Raw genomic sequence first — 15,607 nt, 5'->3', positions numbered from 1 at the left:
GCCATGTATGTCGCAGTCAAAGGCGGTGAAACTGCCATCCTGAATAGCTATGAGCTACTGGCCCGTCAACGACGCGGTAACACAGACGAACGTGAACTCAGTATTCAGCAAATACAACAGCAACTGAAGCTGGCGGTTGATCGGGTGATGACAGAAGGGTCATTATTCGATCCAGAGCTGGCCGCGCTTGCGATCAAGCAGGCTTCAGGTGATCTGGTCGAGGCAATATTCTTGTTGCGCGCGTACCGTGCAACCTTGCCACGGCTTGGAACCACCCACCCTCTGGATACCAGTCGCATGCAACTCGATCGGCGCATTTCAGCGACGTTCAAGGATCTGCCGGGTGGCCAAGTACTTGGCCCGACCTATGACTATACGCAGCGTTTACTCGACTTTAGCTTGCTGGTTCAGGATTACGATGAGAAGCAGCAGCGCGAGGTAAAAGCGGGCAACAACCTCCCCGAGCAAAGGGCAGAAGTTGCGCCATCAGCCGAGCCTGTGCAAAGCTCGACGCCCAGAGTCGTTGATCTCTTAAACCACGAAGGTTTGATAGAGATGACGTCGGTACCCCCTGGCGACCCGGCGCCCAAGGACTTGACCCGTCAGCCCCTCAGATTTCCTGCGGATCGGGCCACGCGCTTGCAGAACCTGGCCCGTGGCGACGAGGGTTTCATGTTAGCGATGGCGTATTCAACACAACGAGGGTATGCCAATTCGCATCCCTTTGTCGGTGAGATCCGCTTTGGTGCGATTGAAATCGAAGTGACGGTTGAAGAGCTTGACTTCCCGATTTCAATCGGTGATATCGAAGTGACCGAATGCGAAATGATTAATCAGTTTGCCGGCAGTCAAACGGAGCCACCAAAATTTACCCGCGGTTATGGCCTTGCTTTTGGTCACAGTGAACGCAAAGCCATGGCCATGAGTCTGGTCGACCGTGCGCTGAGAGCGCACGAGCTCGGTGAAACCGTCTCAGCACCCGCACAAATGCAAGAGTTCGTGCTGTCCCATAGCGACAGTCTAGAGGCATCAGGGTTTGTGCAACATTTAAAGCTTCCCCACTACGTGGACTTTCAATCCGAGCTCGAACTGGTCAGAAAGATGCGGGCTGGGTTAGACGCATCGGTAGGGGATAAACAATCATGACCACAGTCCACACCGACGGCGATATCAACTTTGCGTACTTGGATGAGCGCACCAAACGTATGATTCGTCGGGCCATTCTCAAAGCAGTCGCCATACCCGGCTATCAAGTGCCCTTTGGCTCGCGCGAAATGCCGTTGCCTTATGGCTGGGGGACAGGGGGCATCCAAGTGACCGCTGCCGTGATCGGCCCGCAAGACGTTTTAAAAGTGATTGACCAAGGGTCTGACGACACCGTGAACGCCGTGAATATCCGTCGCTTCTTTCAACGGACAACGGGCGTCGAGATCACGACTCGCACGACCCAAGCGACCATCATCCAGACGCGCCATCGGATCCCTGAAACCCCTCTGACAGATGACCAGATTATCGTATACCAAGTGCCGCAACCCGAGCCAATGCAGAGACTCGAACCCAGAGAGACCGAAACACGGCTGCTACACGGACTAGCTGAGTACGGTCTGATGCACGTCGAGTTATATGAGGATATCGCGAGATATGGTCACATCGCGACGACCTATGATTACCCCGTGTTGGTGAATCGTCGCTACGTGATGGCGCCATCTCCTATCCCGAAGTTTGATAATCCGAAAATGCATTTGAATCCGGCCCTACAACTTTTCGGCGCGGGTCGCGAGAAACGCATTTATGCGGTTCCGCCCTACACCAGTGTTGAGAGTCTTGGTTTTGAAGACCATCCGTTCGAGATACAGAAATGGGATACCGTGTGCGCTTTATGCGGGGCGACGGACAGCTTTCTGGATGAGGTGATTACTGACGATCAGGGCACCCGAATGCATGTCTGTTCAGACTCGGATTATTGCGCTGACCGACAAAGTCGCCTCGCCCCAGATGCAGGTCTGTCCCCTTTCGAAGAGGCGCTGTGATGCCTTTGACCGAACTGCCTATTCTTCGCGCGCAGTCGCTGGTGAAGCGTTATGGCGACTATGTTGCCCTGTCTGATGCAAGCTTTGACCTCTGGCCTGGCGAAGTGCTGGCCATCGTTGGTGAATCTGGGTCTGGTAAAACCACCTTATTGAACGCGCTGGCGGCTCGTATTGCCCCCGATAGCGGCTCAGTGCACTACCGAATGACGGATGGACATTTGTATGATGTCTATCAGATGAGCCAAGCGCAACAGCGTTTGTTGTCTAGAACGGAGTGGGGGTTTGTGCATCAGCACGCTGCTGATGGTTTGCGCATGGATGTATCTGCAGGTGCTAACGTCAGCGAACGATTGATGGGCATGGGCGACAGGCATTATGGCAAATTGAGAGCAACAGCGATCGAATGGCTTGAACGCGTCGAGATTGATGCAAGCCGGGTGGATGATGTGCCTCGCACGTTTTCGGGGGGGATGCGGCAGCGGCTGCAAATTGCTCGTAACCTGGTGACTAAACCGCGTCTTGTTTTCATGGACGAACCAACGTCTGGTCTTGATGTGTCCGTGCAAGCTCGGCTGCTTGACTTGCTCAGACAGTTGACGCGAGAGATGCAGTTGGCCGCGGTGATCGTCACACACGATCTGGCGGTGGCTCGTTTGTTGGCACACCGAATGATCGTGATGCAGCGCGGTCAGGTGGTTGAGGCCGGGTTGACGGATCAGGTACTTGACGACCCTCACCATCCTTACACCCAGTTATTGGTATCTTCGGTGCTTCAGCCATGAGCCATCCTATTTTAAAACTAGAAGCCGTCTCAAAAACTTTCGTGATGCACAATCAGGCAGCCGCAACGCTGCGAGTGTTGACGAATGTTAATTTGCAGGTTGTGGCACAAGAGAGTGTCGTGCTCGATGGCCCCTCTGGCATGGGCAAAAGCACGCTACTCAAGCTTGTATACGCCAACTATAAAGTGACGACGGGTCAGATTTGGGTGACGAATGAACACGCTGAACCGATCGACCTGACGCAAGCGACCTCGAGAGAGTTGTTGCGCTTACGGCGCGACACGATTGGTTATGTGAGTCAGTTTCTTCGTGTGATCCCACGGGTGAGCGCGCTGGATGTGGTGGCAGAGCCCCTGATTGATGCCGCAGCCAGTGACCTTGTCAAAATCGAACAAGCGAGAGAGCAGGCGCGCACCTTGCTGACGCGTTTACGGATCCCCGAGCGTTTGTGGCATTTGCCGCCCGCCACGTTTTCTGGCGGCGAACAGCAGCGCATCAATATTGCCCGTGGGCTCATCAAAAGACGACCTTTGATGTTGCTCGATGAGCCCACCGCATCGCTGGATCAAGAGAACAGCCGCACTGTCGTTGAACTCATCCATGAGGCGAGGGTTGCTGGCTCGGCCATTATCGGTATTTTTCATGACACACGTGTTGGTGATGAAGTTGCCACACGTCGAGTTAACGTAGGCGAATTCAGGGGGGTTTAATGAGCAAAACGATGATCATCACCAACGCAAAGATTATCCTGTCCGATGAAGTGATTCATGGTTCGGTTCATGTGTCAGACGGCAAAATCCACGCCATCGATCATGGTCAGTCGTCAGCGCCCGAGGCCATTGACTTCGGTGGTGAGCATCTGATGCCTGGCATGATCGAAGTGCACACGGATAACTTCGAACGACACCTCATGCCGAGACCAAAAGTGCATTGGGCTGAGTTACCCGCCTTACTCGCGCATGACGCTGAGATCGCGGCGGCTGGCATCACGACTGTCCTTGACGCACTGGGCGTTGGTGAATCCGACAAAGACAGTCTTCGCGGCAGTGCTTGGGGATCCGTGCTGGATGCGATCCGCCGCTGCGACGAGCAAGAGTTACTGCGTGCCGATCATTACCTTCATGTTCGTTGCGAGTTGCCTGCCCCCAATACCATTGAGTTATTCGAGCCCTTTCATCAACATCCAAGACTCTCGTTGATATCATTGATGGATCACACGCCCGGTCAACGACAGTGGGAGGACATCGAGCAAGCGCGGATCTACTTCGTTGGCAAAAAAGGATGGAGTCAGGAGAAGTTCAATGACAAGGTGTTACATGCCGAACAGCTGCAAGCCGAATATGCAGCGCCGCACAGAAAATACTTCGTGGATTATTGCAAAGCCCATCACATCAGACTAGCTAGCCATGATGACACCACCCTTGAGCATGTCGAGCAAGCGCATGAAGAGGGGGCGGTGATGTCCGAGTTTCCGACTACCCTGACGTCGGCGCAAGCCGCTCACGCCTTAGGTCTGTTAACGGTCATGGGCGGGCCAAACGTGGTACGAGGTGGTTCACATTCAGGCAACGTCGCGGCCTCGCAGTTAGCCAAGTTGGGTCTGCTGGATATCTTGTCCTCAGATTATGTCCCCGGTAGCTTGATTGGTGCCGTGATGCGACTGGTCAACGACGATATTCTGTCTCTGTCTGCGGCCGTGAATACGGTGACGAAAGGGCCAGCAACCGCGCTGGGATTATCGGATCGCGGTGAAATTAAAGAAGGCTTAAGGGCAGATCTCGCGCGAATCAGATTCGTCGAGCTAGGGGACGGCAGCAGGCATGCGGTGGTGCGCTCAGTATGGCGCGAGGGCCAGCAAGTGATTTGAGGCCAATCTACACAGTTCGTTGCGTGTCAAAAATCTGTCATGCAGGTGTTGCACACTAGCAGTCTTAGTTGAAAACCCTGCGGATACCAACATGAACGGTCCAGCCCTTCGCGTTTCACAACTTAACAAACATTTCTCAAGTGACAAGCATGCGTTGATTGACATCAACCTCACTGTTGAGCCTGGTGAAATGGTGGCGCTGATCGGTGCATCAGGCTCTGGTAAGTCAACGCTGCTCAGACACATTGCAGGGCTGGTTGCGAGTGATGCCTCACAGGATTCGATCATCGAGGTCGCTGGATGCGTGGTGCAACAGCATGGAAAAATTGATCGCAACATTCGCCGTACGCGCGCAAACATTGGTTTTGTTTTTCAGCAATTCAATCTGGTCGATCGGTTACCGGTTATCACCAACGTGCTCGTTGGCCTGTTGCATCGCATCTCGTGGTGGCGTGGCGTTTTCGGCATTTTTACGCCGGCGCAAAAACAATTAGGCTTGCAAGCACTGGCCAGGGTTGGCATTGCTCAGTGCCACGCGCAGAGAGCGTCGACGCTATCAGGTGGCCAACAGCAACGCGCGGCGATCGCACGGACCTTGGTGCAAGGTGCAAAAGTCGTGCTTGCCGATGAGCCGATTGCCTCGCTTGACCCTGAGTCGTCCCGCAATGTCATGGAAATATTGAGCCTGATCAATCGCGAAGACGCATCGACTGTGATTGTGTCATTGCATCAAGTTGAGATGGCTATCAAGTATTGCCCGAGAGTGATTGCCTTACATCAAGGCCGGGTCGTGTTCGACGGTCTTTCTGCTTCGCTGACGCCGGCATTGTTGAAAGAGTTGTACGGGGTTCAAGTCGACGAGCTGTTCGCCGTGGCGCCCTCTGACAAGCGAGGATCGACAAACCACGGTGTCAATGTGTCGCTCATTGCGCAAGCCGCGTAAGGTCTGAATCGCAGACGTAGCTGTAGTTCGCATTTTTTCATGCTTCTCTTTACCTAGTTCATTTGTTCTTTCATGGTTTGACTCGATTTTGTTCTGATTTACCCACCGATCTAATGATAGGAAACCCTCATGTTTAAAAAGCTATTGGCTACCACCGCGGCCGCATTTGCCCTGAGTGGCGCAGTGAGTTTGACTCACGCTCAAGAAATCAACTTCGGCATTATTTCGACAGATTCCACGCAGGCGCTCAAGGCTCGTTGGCAGCCGCTGATTGATGATATGGCCAAGCAGACCGGTTTAACGATTAAACCGTTTTTCGCGCCTGATTATGCTGGTGTCATTGAAGGGATGCGTTTTAATAAGGTTCAAGTGGGTTGGTTTGGTAACAAATCAGCGATGGAAGCGGTTGACCGCTCTGATGGTGAGATCTTTGCCCAGATGGTTCGTGCGGACGGTACGCTGGGGTATTACTCGTACATGATCGTCAATAAAGATAGTCCCATCAATAATATTGATGAGATGCTGAAAGCAGCTAAGACCCTAAGCTTTAGTAACGGCGATCCAAACTCGACATCGGGCAATCTGGTCCCTGGCTATTATGTGTTTGCAAAAAACCATGTTGATGCCAAAACAGCCTTCAAAATATTTCGTACCGGCAACCATGAAAGCAATGGCTTAGCCGTGGCTGCTAAACAAGTTGACGTCGCGACGTTCAATAGCGAACAGATGGACATCATGAAAGCCAATGCACCCGATAAGGTCAAAGAGCTCAAGGTTATCTGGACATCGCCCTTGATCCCTTCAGATCCTTTAGTTATTCGCAAAGATGTGCCTGCTGCGACTAAAGAGAAAATCGCCAAGTTTTTTGTGAACTACGGCAAGACCGATGAGCGTGAAAAGAAAATCCTTGATGATGTCGCTAAGTTGTCTGGCTTCAAACCTTCGACGAACGATCAACTGATCCCGATTCGTGAACTCGACTTGTTCTCGAAACGATTGAAGCTTGAAACCGATACGACAATGGCCGATGCTGACAAGAAGAAAGCCATCGCTGATATCGACAGCAAATTAGCTGCGCTGAAGAAGTAAAGAATGACGACGCCCTCAACTGCGATGCTGTCTAGCAGTGACATCATGTCCCGCCGAAACCTGTTGATACAGTTAGGATGGGGGATTGTGTTGGTCTTGTTAGTCGCGTCGTGGAACGGGGCGGACATTCGTCCCGCGGAACTGTGGCGGGACTCTGGCAACATGACAAAATTTTTGGTGGATTTTTTTCCGCCAAAATTTGCCGACTGGCGGGTCTATCTCGACGAAATGCTAGTGACGTTGGAAATTGCTCTCTGGGGCACCTTCCTGGCCGTCGTGAGTGCCGTCCCGATGGCGTTGCTGGCCTCTGCCAATATTGCACCTTGGTGGGTTCATCAACCCATTAGGCGTCTGATGGATTCTTGCCGCGCGATCAATGAAATGGTGTTTGCCATGTTGTTCGTGGTCGCCGTGGGGCTCGGCCCCTTTGCAGGTGTGTTAGCCCTGTGGGTACACACGACGGGCATTTTGGCAAAGCTATTTTCTGAGGCGGTTGAAGCAATTGATCCGCAACCCGTTGAAGGCATTCGTGCGACTGGCGCAAGCGGTCTGCATGAAATCATTTACGGTGTTTTGCCACAGGTGATGCCGCTGTGGGTGTCATTCACTTTATATCGATTTGAGTCGAACGTGCGGTCGGCCTCTGTGGTGGGTATGGTGGGGGCAGGGGGTATAGGCGCTATCCTGTGGGACATCATGCGTAGCTTTCAATACGGTGAAACTTGTGCAGTGATGATCATCATTATCCTGACGGTCATTCTGTTGGATCTGCTATCGGCCAACATTCGTAAGCTGCTCATTTAACGAAGCACCACCTGAGGCACCACCCATCATGGCCCTGACGATTGAACAGATTCAAGTACTCTTTCTGACCCACGGTTCAAAACAGTACGGACGTGAGGCGGTCAGTCAATTGGATCACGCCTTGCAATGCGCCTACCTTGCAGAACAGGCTGCTGAAACCCGTGAAACCATCGTTGCGGCCTTGCTGCACGATCTCGGCCATTTTCTGGTCGATCAACACGAGGTGGACATAACGCAGCCGGCGTTGAACGATGATTTGCATCAATACGTCGCTTTACCCTTTTTGCGGCCTTTGTTTGACGAGGCAGTGCTTGAGCCGGTTCGACTTCATGTGGATGCTAAACGCTACCTGTGCGCCACTGAGCAGACCTATTGGGATGCGCTGTCACCGGCCTCGAAACAGAGTTTAGTCTTGCAAGGCGGGGTCTTTTCAGACGCGCAGGCCATCGCCTTCATGGCGCAGCCCTATGCTGCCGAAGCAGTGCGCTTGCGTCGCTATGATGATCTTGCGAAAGTGCCTGGCTGCGAGACCCCACCCCTGGCACACTTCATGGATGCACTCATCCACGTGCAAAGGCCCACGGCCTAACCGACCGCGGTTGTCAGCCATATTCGTGCGCCTGTTGATGACGTTATCAGATCTGTTGCGCGACTGAATCGCCATAGGGTGACATGATCTCGGTACACCCTGTATTGAGATCTCCATCGCGCATGACACCCGCCGGGCAAGCGAACGAGTAGGGATAAACGCTGCGGCGCGTCGGCGTAGTTGGCATGACTTGATTCAAGGCGGTCATCACCTCTACTGGTAGGTCTTGGTCGGCAAGGATGGTCTCACCGCCACTGACGTCAATGCGCGGTTGATGAAAGGCGGCTTCGATGTCCAACCCGTGATCCATGATGAAGGAAGTGAGTTGCATCACCGAGCCCAAGATTTTTCTACCACCCGACGCACCTAAGGCAAAGGTCCTGCCGTTAGCATCCTGCCCGATGATGGGACAATAATTGGCCAGGCAGCGTTTGTTGGGGGCGAGTGAGTTTGCTTTGCCTGGCTCGGGATCGAACCACATGATGCCATTGTTCAACAATAAGCCAGTAGAGGGGGACACGACGCGAGAACCAAAAATCGACAACAGTGTTTGCGTCACCGCCACCATGTTGCCATGCTGATCGACAACGCTGAAATGGGTCGTGCAGCCCGGAGCCGCAGGCGATTCATGATCCCCCATGTTTTCAAAACGAAGTTTGAAGGCGAGGCTCAGCGCGCGAGCGAAGGCAGCATAGGCATCACTGCCAGGCATGCCACGCGTGGGTGTTAACTCATCGGCAAGTATCTCAATAGCCTTGCCATATGTTGGCCCGCCTGTGAGCCCCGGTGCTGCAAAAATATGGCCCCCACGGTAGCGAATGGTAAGCGGGTCGACCATTTCAGCTTCGTAGTTGGTCAAGTCCTCAAGGCTTAGACAGCCGCCTTTATCGCGTACGTCTTTAACCAAGGCTTGAGCAATATCCCCATGATAGAACGCGCGTGGGCCAAGGTCAGCGATTTGTTCAAGGGTTCTGGCGAAGGCTTTTTGGTTGAGATGTTGCTCGATATTGGAAGTCCAGGAGCCAGAAATCGGATAACGCCCTTCATCGAGAAACAGGGCGGCGGTGTCAGGATCTTTAGAGAGCACTCTCGCATTTGTGCCCGTGACCAACGACGTGTACCAATCAACCAGCAAACCCTCATCGGCGAGCTTGGCGGCAGGGGTGACCAGATCTCGCCAAGGCATTTTGCCGAAGTGCTGATGTGCGAGGCCCATGCCCGCCACAACGCCCGGCACGGCCACTGCTGTCGCCCCTTGGACGTTGCGGTCACCAACCACTTCCGGCCATGGGAAGAGGTCAGCCGATTTGCCACTACCTGACAAAGGATAGTCGGCTGGGTTCAGTTCGCGGGGCGAGCGGCAACCAAAATTGATGACCTGCGCTTTCTGTTCTTTCGCTCGCCAGATCACCATGGTTCCGCCTGCGGCTGGTCCGCTCATCCACGGCTCTACGACACCGATCGCAAAGGAGGTGCCGATGGCTGCATCGACGGCATCGCCTCCCGCTTGCAGAATTGAGGCGCCCACTGCTGCTGCTCGGCGATGCTGAGCAGAGACCACCCCCCCTTTCGTTGCAACAACTGCTTTGCGGATGCTTTGTACGCTTGAGAAATTATCCAGCACGGTGCTTATCCTTTTGATTTTGTGTGACACGCTTCACGACTGATTATCAGAGATCGTCGGGCGGATGACAACTCGGTTCGACCCCTCGGCAAATCATGGGTTAAGCTGAGTCTACGGTGCCCACCCTAGTGACGAGTGTCATTCGTCGCCAGTGCAAAAGGAAAAAAGCGAACACAAGATGTCGGATGACAACCAAATTATTATCCCGCCGTCGTTCATTGCCCTCTTCATAGAGCCAGGCAAGAGCAAACCAAGTGCCTCAAGAGAACACATTCATGAGCGTTATGACTTGTGTGAGGATATGGCTAATTTGTTGACTGAACAAGCGAACAATAAGCGATGGGAACTTGGCATCACTGAGGCGGACGTGTTGGTTCGAATCGAAAATGGGATCACGGGTGCCGACATCGGTCTCACCGAACCAGAGGTGCGATGGGTGATTGCTCGGCTTGCAGAAATCCTCGGATGGGAGACCTAAGCAAGGTTTTTTGCGAGGCCTGACAGCAGCCAAAAAACCACAGCATAATAACGGTTGGATTTCGGTAAAAATCAGGTTTAAAAAGTTCAAACAATAAATCAAACGGAGACGCTTCAATGGCACTGATCAATTACATCACCCAGGTTCAGTTCGAATACGGGGCAATCAAATTATTACAAACCGAATGTGATCGTTTAGGCGTTTTGCGCCCGATGATCGTGACCGATGCAGGGGTGCGCGCAGCAGGGCTAGTCGATAAGGTGTTGGCTCAACTCAAGCATGCCTCGGCAGTTGGCATCTTTGATCAAACCCCGCCTAACCCAACCGAGGCAGCGATGCGGGTGGCACTTGATCAATATCGTGCCGGTAAATTTGATGGTCTGATTGCCCTGGGTGGCGGCTCTGCCATGGATCTCGCCAAAGCAGTCGCCATTTGTTCAGCACACGAAGGCCCGCTTAAAAGCTTTGCCGCTGTCGAGGGTGGGGTTGCTCGCATTACCGCGGCAACCGCGCCAGTGATTGCCATCCCGACGACCGCTGGCACAGGCAGTGAGGTCGGTCGTGGGTCAATGATGATTCTTGATGACGGCCGCAAGGTTGCTCTCGTGTCTCCTTACATCATCCCGAAAGTAGCCATTTGCGATCCTGAGTTGACGCTAGGGTTACCGCCCATGCTCACCGCAGCGACCGGCATGGATGCCATTACCCATTGCATGGAGACCTTCATGTCCGCGGCACTGAATTTCCCGGCAGAAGGGATCGCGCTAGATGGTTTGTGGCGTGGTTGGGCGCACATCGAACGGGCCACGAAAAATCCCGATGATAAAGAAGCGCGCTTTCACATGATGAGTGCGTCCACACAAGGGGCCATGACGTTTCAAAAAGGCTTGGGTGCAGTGCACAGCTTGAGCCATTCACTAGGCGCGTTGAACCCTAAGCTTCACCACGGCACACTGAACGCAATGCTTTTGCCTGCGGTGATTAACTTCAATGCAAGCGTCGAATCCATGAAGCAAGCGAATAAGCTTGCTCGCTTGGCACAAGCGACTGGCCTCTCATCCGGGACGGATGTGTCACCGGCTGTCAAGGAAATGAATCAGCGTCTCGGTTTGCCATCAGGCCTGGGGGCGCTCGGCGTGACCGAGGCGATGTATCCCGAGGCCATAAAAATGGCGATGCAGGATCATTGTCATTTCACCAATCCTCGCATCGCCACTGAACAGGACTACGTTAACATTCTGCGCGAGTCCATGTAAGACCGCCCTTATTTGCCGATGCGCTGATCCATCCAGGAGCCCAGCAAATCGGCAATTTGGATGTTGTTACTGTCTTGCATGATCATGTGCGAATTACCCGTGATGCCGATACTCGGTAAGACTATCAATTCGGCTTTGCCACCCGCCTGATTCGCGGTTTGTACAAATTCACGGCAGAGCTTCAAGCGCGGAGCCCAGCGTGGTGATACCTCAACGTTGTCACCGAACAGCACCATGATGGGCATTTTTGTATAGGGTGCCATGTCGCCTTTTGGATCGGGGCATGCCGCTGGCTCAACTGCCACAATGCCAGCAATCCCAGCAGTATCCATCGCTGCCGTTTGAAATGGATAGATACCTGATTGAGAATGACTCATCAAGATCGTTTTTTTCAGCTGTTTCGCTAAGGTCGAGAGTGCGGGTACGGTGGGATTTGGCGTTGGTAGGGTATTGAGCCAATCCGGCACCATTTGCTGCCACAAACCATTTTGCGCACCAACGGGAAATTTCATTCCGTCATAAACCTTGGGAAACTCGGGACCAAACCGGAAAATAGTCCAGGCAGATTCGTGGCTGGCGGCAAAAACCGTCGGCAATTTATCGTTCTGTTCTTTACCCATTTTGACCGCATTCGATACCGTGGCATTGACCGCAGAGCGACCCCGACCAGACTGATCAATGACATAGGTAGGATAACCACGACGCACAAAATACTCGTCCCAACCCATACGACCGTCCGGGGTGGTCTCCCACGACATGCCAGTCAGGCAACAGCCATGAATCAGCACGAGTGACACCTCTTTAGCTTTGACGGGTACTTGATAGCGGGTGTACATCTGGTCGACGGTAATCGTACCGGAGGCTGCGTAGGCTGGCAGCGTTGATAGCGTGTCAGATTGAATATCTCGACCGCCGACAAAAAAGCTGCCTTGTTTGGCAATGCTCAATGGCGAGGTGAGTGCTTGCTGACTTAAACCAGCCAGCTTAAATGACAGACTTGATTTTTGTTCTTGCGCTGAGACGTGATGACTCGTGATCATCAACGCGGCCAGGCTGAAGGTGGCTATTATTTTTTTAAGGGATGGTGGGGTGTACAACACAGTGGTCTCCTGTTTGAAGGGCGGTATATACCGCGATTGGTACTGCGATTTGCAATGAGGTGTCTACCTCAATGCTACCGCAGCCCGCAAAGCAGGACAGCTTCGAGCTGCGTCAGCCCCGTTTCAAAGGGCTGACGCTTCTGCTTCACTTACTGCCGTTGTAGTTCTCAATACCTGAGAGAATTTCTTGATGAGCCTCTTCAATGCCACCCCAGCCCTTGACCTTGACCCACTTGCCCGCTTCGAGATCTTTGTAATGCTCGAAGAAATGCTGAATGGCGTTCAGGCGCATGGGGTGAATATCCGTGGCTTGTTTCCAGTGGCTATAAATCGGCAGCACCTTATCGATGGGGACGGCCAATAATTTCGCATCCTGACCGCCTTCGTCTTCCATTTGCAGAACACCTAAGGCGCGGCATCTGACGACGACACCCGGAATCACCGGAAAAGGCGTGATCACCAAGACATCCACGGGGTCACCATCACCAGCGATCGTTTTAGGGATATAGCCATAGTTGCAGGGATAGTGCATAGAGGTGCCCATGAACCGATCCACAAAAAGCGCCCCTGAGTCTTTATCGACCTCGTATTTGATAGGGTCGGAATTCATCGAAATTTCGATGATGACATTAAAAGAATCAGGAACTTTATCGCCTGCGGTGACCATATCTAAACTCATGCAAACTCCGTAAAACGTTGATTAATCAGTGAATACCCTAATGTTAGCAAAGAATCTGTGCTCACCCCTCTTTGCACTATGAACAATCTGTTACATACTGAAGGCGCAGCAAATGTTCTAGAAGGTGCACCAAAAGTTCTGCTAAGTGAATCAAAAATATTTAAGAGACAACACTTCAGGGAGTTTTTAAGCATGCCTATCGAAACACAAGGTCTTTATTTTGCGTTGGCCTGCGGGCTAATTGCGGTCATTTACGGCTTCGCCGTCAGATCCTGGATTCTCAAGCAAAGTACGGGTAACGAGAAAATGGTGGAGATCGCCGACGCCATTCAGCAAGGCGCTGCGGCATATCTATCCAAGCAGTATCGAACGATCGGGATCGTCGGCATCGTCCTGACGGTGTTGATTGCAGTCTTCATCGATCACGGCTCTGCACCCTTCTCGACGGCACTCGGTTTTGTCATCGGCGCAGTGCTCTCAGGCGCCTGCGGCTTTATTGGTATGAATGTTTCGGTGCGAGCTAATGTTAGAACCGCACAGGCAGCCACCAAAGGCATGAACGAAGCGCTAAATGTTGCCTTTAAAGGCGGTGCGATCACCGGTATGCTGGTGGTGGGACTCGGACTATTAGGGGTAGGTCTTTTCTACATGTACCTCAGCGCAACCGGCAAGGGTGCGGATATGTCAGCCATCCTGCATCCCTTGATTGGTTTGGCCTTTGGCTCATCTTTAATTTCGATCTTTGCTCGCTTGGGTGGCGGTATCTTCACCAAAGGTGCTGATGTGGGCGCTGACTTGGTCGGTAAGGTCGAAGCGGGCATCCCCGAGGACGACCCTCGTAATCCTGCCGTGATTGCGGACAACGTTGGCGACAACGTGGGCGACTGCGCAGGGATGGCGGCAGACTTGTTTGAAACGTATGCCGTGACCTTGATCGCCACCATGGTGTTGGGGGCACTGATGATTAAAGGCGCGTTGGCTGCAGCGGTAGTCTACCCACTCGTGCTCGGCGGGATTTCAATCATCGCGTCGATCATCGGTTGCTCGTTTGTCAAAGCAACGCCCGGCATGAAAAACGTGATGCCGGCATTGTATAAAGGCCTCATCATTGCTGGCGTGATCTCACTGGTTGCCTTTTATTTTGCCACCAACTGGGCGTTGCCCGACGATGTGCTTGGTCACGCCGGGAGTCGCCTAAAACTGTTTGGCTGCACGGTCGTTGGTCTTGTACTGACGGCGTTATTGGTATGGATTACCGAGTACTACACAGGCACTGACTATCCGCCTGTCAAACACATTGCCCAAGCGTCGACGCAAGGCCATGGCACCAACATCATCGCCGGGCTAGGGGTCTCGATGAAGTCCACAGCAGGACCGGTGTTGTGTGTGTGTGCGGCAATCTATGCTGCTTATGCCCTTGCCGGTATTTACGGGATTGCGATCGCGGCGACCGCCATGTTGTCGATGGCCGGCATCGTCGTCGCCCTCGATGCGTATGGGCCGATTACGGACAATGCCGGTGGCATTGCAGAGATGGCTGGATTGCCTCAGTCAGTGCGTGACATTACTGATCCGCTCGATGCGGTTGGTAACACCACCAAGGCAGTGACCAAAGGCTATGCGATTGGGTCGGCTGGCTTGGCCGCCTTGGTGTTGTTTGCGGACTATACCCACGCACTTGAGTCTGCTGGTCAAAAAGTGACTTTCGACCTGTCGAATCATATGGTGATCATTGGCCTGTTCATCGGGGGGTTGATTCCCTATCTGTTCGGTGCCATGGCCATGGAAGCAGTCGGGCGTTGTGCTGGGGCGGTTGTCGAAGAGGTCAGAAGACAGTTCCGTGATATCCCCGGCATTATGGATGGCACCGGTAAGCCTGAGTACGGTGTGGCCGTGGGCATGCTGACGTCTGCTGCCATCAAAGAAATGATCGTCCCGTCTCTGTTGCCCGTCGTGGTGCCAGTGGTGGTCGGTTTGGCACTTGGCCCTGCGGCGCTGGGCGGGTTGCTGATGGGCACGATCGTGACCGGCTTATTTGTCGCCATCTCAATGTGTACCGGCGGCGGTGCCTGGGACAATGCCAAGAAATATATCGAGGAAGGGCACTATGGCGGCAAAGGGTCGGATGCGCATAAGGCTGCGGTGACGGGCGACACCGTCGGCGATCCCTACAAGGATACTGCTGGCCCAGCGGTCAACCCGTTGATCAAGATCATCAACATTGTGGCGTTGCTGATTGTGCCGTTGGTCGTCAAGATGTGGAGTTAATTGAGGCAGACAGCATTGCCCGGTTAACCAGGAAAGCCGCCTACCGTGGTGAGGCGGCTTTTTTGTCAAAGGATCCGTCGATTGAAACGTCTGAATTG

The 15,607-nt window shown here is 53.3% G+C and carries 15 protein-coding genes; 12 read left to right on the top strand and 3 right to left on the bottom strand.

Annotation, left to right across the window (positions count from 1 at the left end):
- Positions 1 to 3: 3 nt before the first annotated feature.
- The 9 genes from AC1W8Y_RS10135 to AC1W8Y_RS10095 all read left to right on the top strand — a co-directional run bounded on the left by AC1W8Y_RS10135 (position 4) and on the right by AC1W8Y_RS10095 (position 8,104).
- Positions 4 to 1,146 carry a carbon-phosphorus lyase complex subunit gene (locus AC1W8Y_RS10135; protein ID WP_482014358.1) on the top strand — a complete coding sequence of 381 codons (1,143 nt, stop codon included), beginning with the start codon at positions 4 to 6 and terminating at the stop codon, positions 1,144 to 1,146.
- A complete protein-coding gene (locus AC1W8Y_RS10130; protein WP_482014357.1) occupies positions 1,143 to 2,030 on the top strand; it encodes an alpha-D-ribose 1-methylphosphonate 5-phosphate C-P-lyase PhnJ in 888 nt (295 codons plus the stop codon). The genes AC1W8Y_RS10135 and AC1W8Y_RS10130 overlap by 4 nt, the downstream gene beginning before the upstream one ends.
- Positions 2,030 to 2,812 carry a phosphonate C-P lyase system protein PhnK gene (phnK, locus tag AC1W8Y_RS10125; RefSeq protein WP_482014356.1) on the top strand — a complete coding sequence of 261 codons (783 nt, stop codon included), beginning with the start codon at positions 2,030 to 2,032 and terminating at the stop codon, positions 2,810 to 2,812. Before AC1W8Y_RS10130 ends, phnK begins: the two co-directional genes overlap by 1 nt.
- The gene (gene phnL / locus AC1W8Y_RS10120) at positions 2,809 to 3,522 is read left to right on the top strand and encodes a phosphonate C-P lyase system protein PhnL (protein ID WP_482014355.1); all 714 of its coding nucleotides are present in this window, start codon (positions 2,809 to 2,811) and stop codon (positions 3,520 to 3,522) included. The genes phnK and phnL overlap by 4 nt, the downstream gene beginning before the upstream one ends.
- Positions 3,522 to 4,679, top strand: a complete 1,158-nt coding sequence (locus tag AC1W8Y_RS10115) for an alpha-D-ribose 1-methylphosphonate 5-triphosphate diphosphatase (protein WP_482014354.1) — start codon at positions 3,522 to 3,524, stop codon at positions 4,677 to 4,679. The genes phnL and AC1W8Y_RS10115 overlap by 1 nt, the downstream gene beginning before the upstream one ends.
- Positions 4,680 to 4,770: 91 nt before the next feature.
- Positions 4,771 to 5,622, top strand: coding sequence for a phosphonate ABC transporter ATP-binding protein (phnC, locus tag AC1W8Y_RS10110; RefSeq protein WP_482014353.1), 852 nt, complete (start codon positions 4,771 to 4,773; stop codon positions 5,620 to 5,622).
- 129 nt (positions 5,623 to 5,751) lie between these two features.
- Positions 5,752 to 6,711: a phosphonate ABC transporter substrate-binding protein gene (gene phnD / locus AC1W8Y_RS10105; RefSeq protein WP_482014352.1), complete on the top strand. Its 960-nt coding sequence runs from the start codon at positions 5,752 to 5,754 to the stop codon at positions 6,709 to 6,711.
- Positions 6,712 to 6,756: 45 nt separating this feature from the next.
- Entirely contained in the window at positions 6,757 to 7,515 is a 759-nt protein-coding gene (gene phnE / locus AC1W8Y_RS10100) for a phosphonate ABC transporter, permease protein PhnE (protein WP_482014416.1), read from the top strand.
- Between the two features lie 28 nt (positions 7,516 to 7,543).
- Complete coding sequence (locus AC1W8Y_RS10095) at positions 7,544 to 8,104, top strand: phosphonate degradation HD-domain oxygenase (protein WP_482014351.1); 561 nt, start codon at positions 7,544 to 7,546, stop codon at positions 8,102 to 8,104.
- 46 nt (positions 8,105 to 8,150) lie between these two features.
- On the opposite strand, the gene AC1W8Y_RS10090 is transcribed toward AC1W8Y_RS10095, so the two are convergent.
- A complete protein-coding gene (locus AC1W8Y_RS10090; RefSeq protein ID WP_482014350.1) occupies positions 8,151 to 9,728 on the bottom strand; it encodes a gamma-glutamyltransferase family protein in 1,578 nt (525 codons plus the stop codon).
- A gap of 178 nt (positions 9,729 to 9,906) precedes the next feature.
- Between AC1W8Y_RS10090 and AC1W8Y_RS10085 the strand changes: the two genes are divergently transcribed.
- Both AC1W8Y_RS10085 and AC1W8Y_RS10080 read left to right on the top strand, forming a co-directional pair.
- The gene (locus tag AC1W8Y_RS10085; RefSeq protein WP_482014349.1) at positions 9,907 to 10,206 is read left to right on the top strand and encodes an ATPase with chaperone activity; all 300 of its coding nucleotides are present in this window, start codon (positions 9,907 to 9,909) and stop codon (positions 10,204 to 10,206) included.
- A 116-nt stretch (positions 10,207 to 10,322) separates the two neighbouring features.
- On the top strand, positions 10,323 to 11,462 hold the full coding sequence (locus AC1W8Y_RS10080; protein WP_482014348.1) for an iron-containing alcohol dehydrogenase: 1,140 nt from the start codon (positions 10,323 to 10,325) through the stop codon (positions 11,460 to 11,462).
- Positions 11,463 to 11,470: 8 nt separating this feature from the next.
- Here AC1W8Y_RS10080 and AC1W8Y_RS10075 read toward each other — a convergent pair whose 3' ends face one another.
- Positions 11,471 to 12,562 carry an esterase gene (locus tag AC1W8Y_RS10075; RefSeq protein ID WP_482014347.1) on the bottom strand — a complete coding sequence of 364 codons (1,092 nt, stop codon included), beginning with the start codon at positions 12,560 to 12,562 and terminating at the stop codon, positions 11,471 to 11,473.
- Positions 12,563 to 12,707: 145 nt separating this feature from the next.
- The gene (gene ppa / locus AC1W8Y_RS10070; RefSeq protein WP_482014346.1) at positions 12,708 to 13,241 is read right to left on the bottom strand and encodes an inorganic diphosphatase; all 534 of its coding nucleotides are present in this window, start codon (positions 13,239 to 13,241) and stop codon (positions 12,708 to 12,710) included.
- 192 nt (positions 13,242 to 13,433) lie between these two features.
- On the opposite strand from ppa, the gene AC1W8Y_RS10065 reads away from it, so the two are divergent.
- Positions 13,434 to 15,509 carry a sodium-translocating pyrophosphatase gene (locus AC1W8Y_RS10065; RefSeq protein ID WP_482014345.1) on the top strand — a complete coding sequence of 692 codons (2,076 nt, stop codon included), beginning with the start codon at positions 13,434 to 13,436 and terminating at the stop codon, positions 15,507 to 15,509.
- Positions 15,510 to 15,607: the final 98 nt, after the last annotated feature.

It is taken from the genome of Jezberella sp., assembly GCF_964834465.1.
This window is presented reverse-complemented; position numbering and strand designations above follow the sequence as displayed.

Coding starts and splice junctions, on each gene's coding strand:
- AC1W8Y_RS10135 (WP_482014358.1), top strand. CDS start 4: ATGTATGTCGCAGTCAAAGGCGGTGAAACTGCCATCCTGAATAGCTAT.
- AC1W8Y_RS10130 (WP_482014357.1), top strand. CDS start 1,143: ATGACCACAGTCCACACCGACGGCGATATCAACTTTGCGTACTTGGAT.
- phnK (WP_482014356.1), top strand. CDS start 2,030: ATGCCTTTGACCGAACTGCCTATTCTTCGCGCGCAGTCGCTGGTGAAG.
- phnL (WP_482014355.1), top strand. CDS start 2,809: ATGAGCCATCCTATTTTAAAACTAGAAGCCGTCTCAAAAACTTTCGTG.
- AC1W8Y_RS10115 (WP_482014354.1), top strand. CDS start 3,522: ATGAGCAAAACGATGATCATCACCAACGCAAAGATTATCCTGTCCGAT.
- phnC (WP_482014353.1), top strand. CDS start 4,771: ATGAACGGTCCAGCCCTTCGCGTTTCACAACTTAACAAACATTTCTCA.
- phnD (WP_482014352.1), top strand. CDS start 5,752: ATGTTTAAAAAGCTATTGGCTACCACCGCGGCCGCATTTGCCCTGAGT.
- phnE (WP_482014416.1), top strand. CDS start 6,757: ATGTCCCGCCGAAACCTGTTGATACAGTTAGGATGGGGGATTGTGTTG.
- AC1W8Y_RS10095 (WP_482014351.1), top strand. CDS start 7,544: ATGGCCCTGACGATTGAACAGATTCAAGTACTCTTTCTGACCCACGGT.
- AC1W8Y_RS10085 (WP_482014349.1), top strand. CDS start 9,907: ATGTCGGATGACAACCAAATTATTATCCCGCCGTCGTTCATTGCCCTC.
- AC1W8Y_RS10080 (WP_482014348.1), top strand. CDS start 10,323: ATGGCACTGATCAATTACATCACCCAGGTTCAGTTCGAATACGGGGCA.
- ppa (WP_482014346.1), bottom strand. CDS start 13,241: ATGAGTTTAGATATGGTCACCGCAGGCGATAAAGTTCCTGATTCTTTT.
- AC1W8Y_RS10065 (WP_482014345.1), top strand. CDS start 13,434: ATGCCTATCGAAACACAAGGTCTTTATTTTGCGTTGGCCTGCGGGCTA.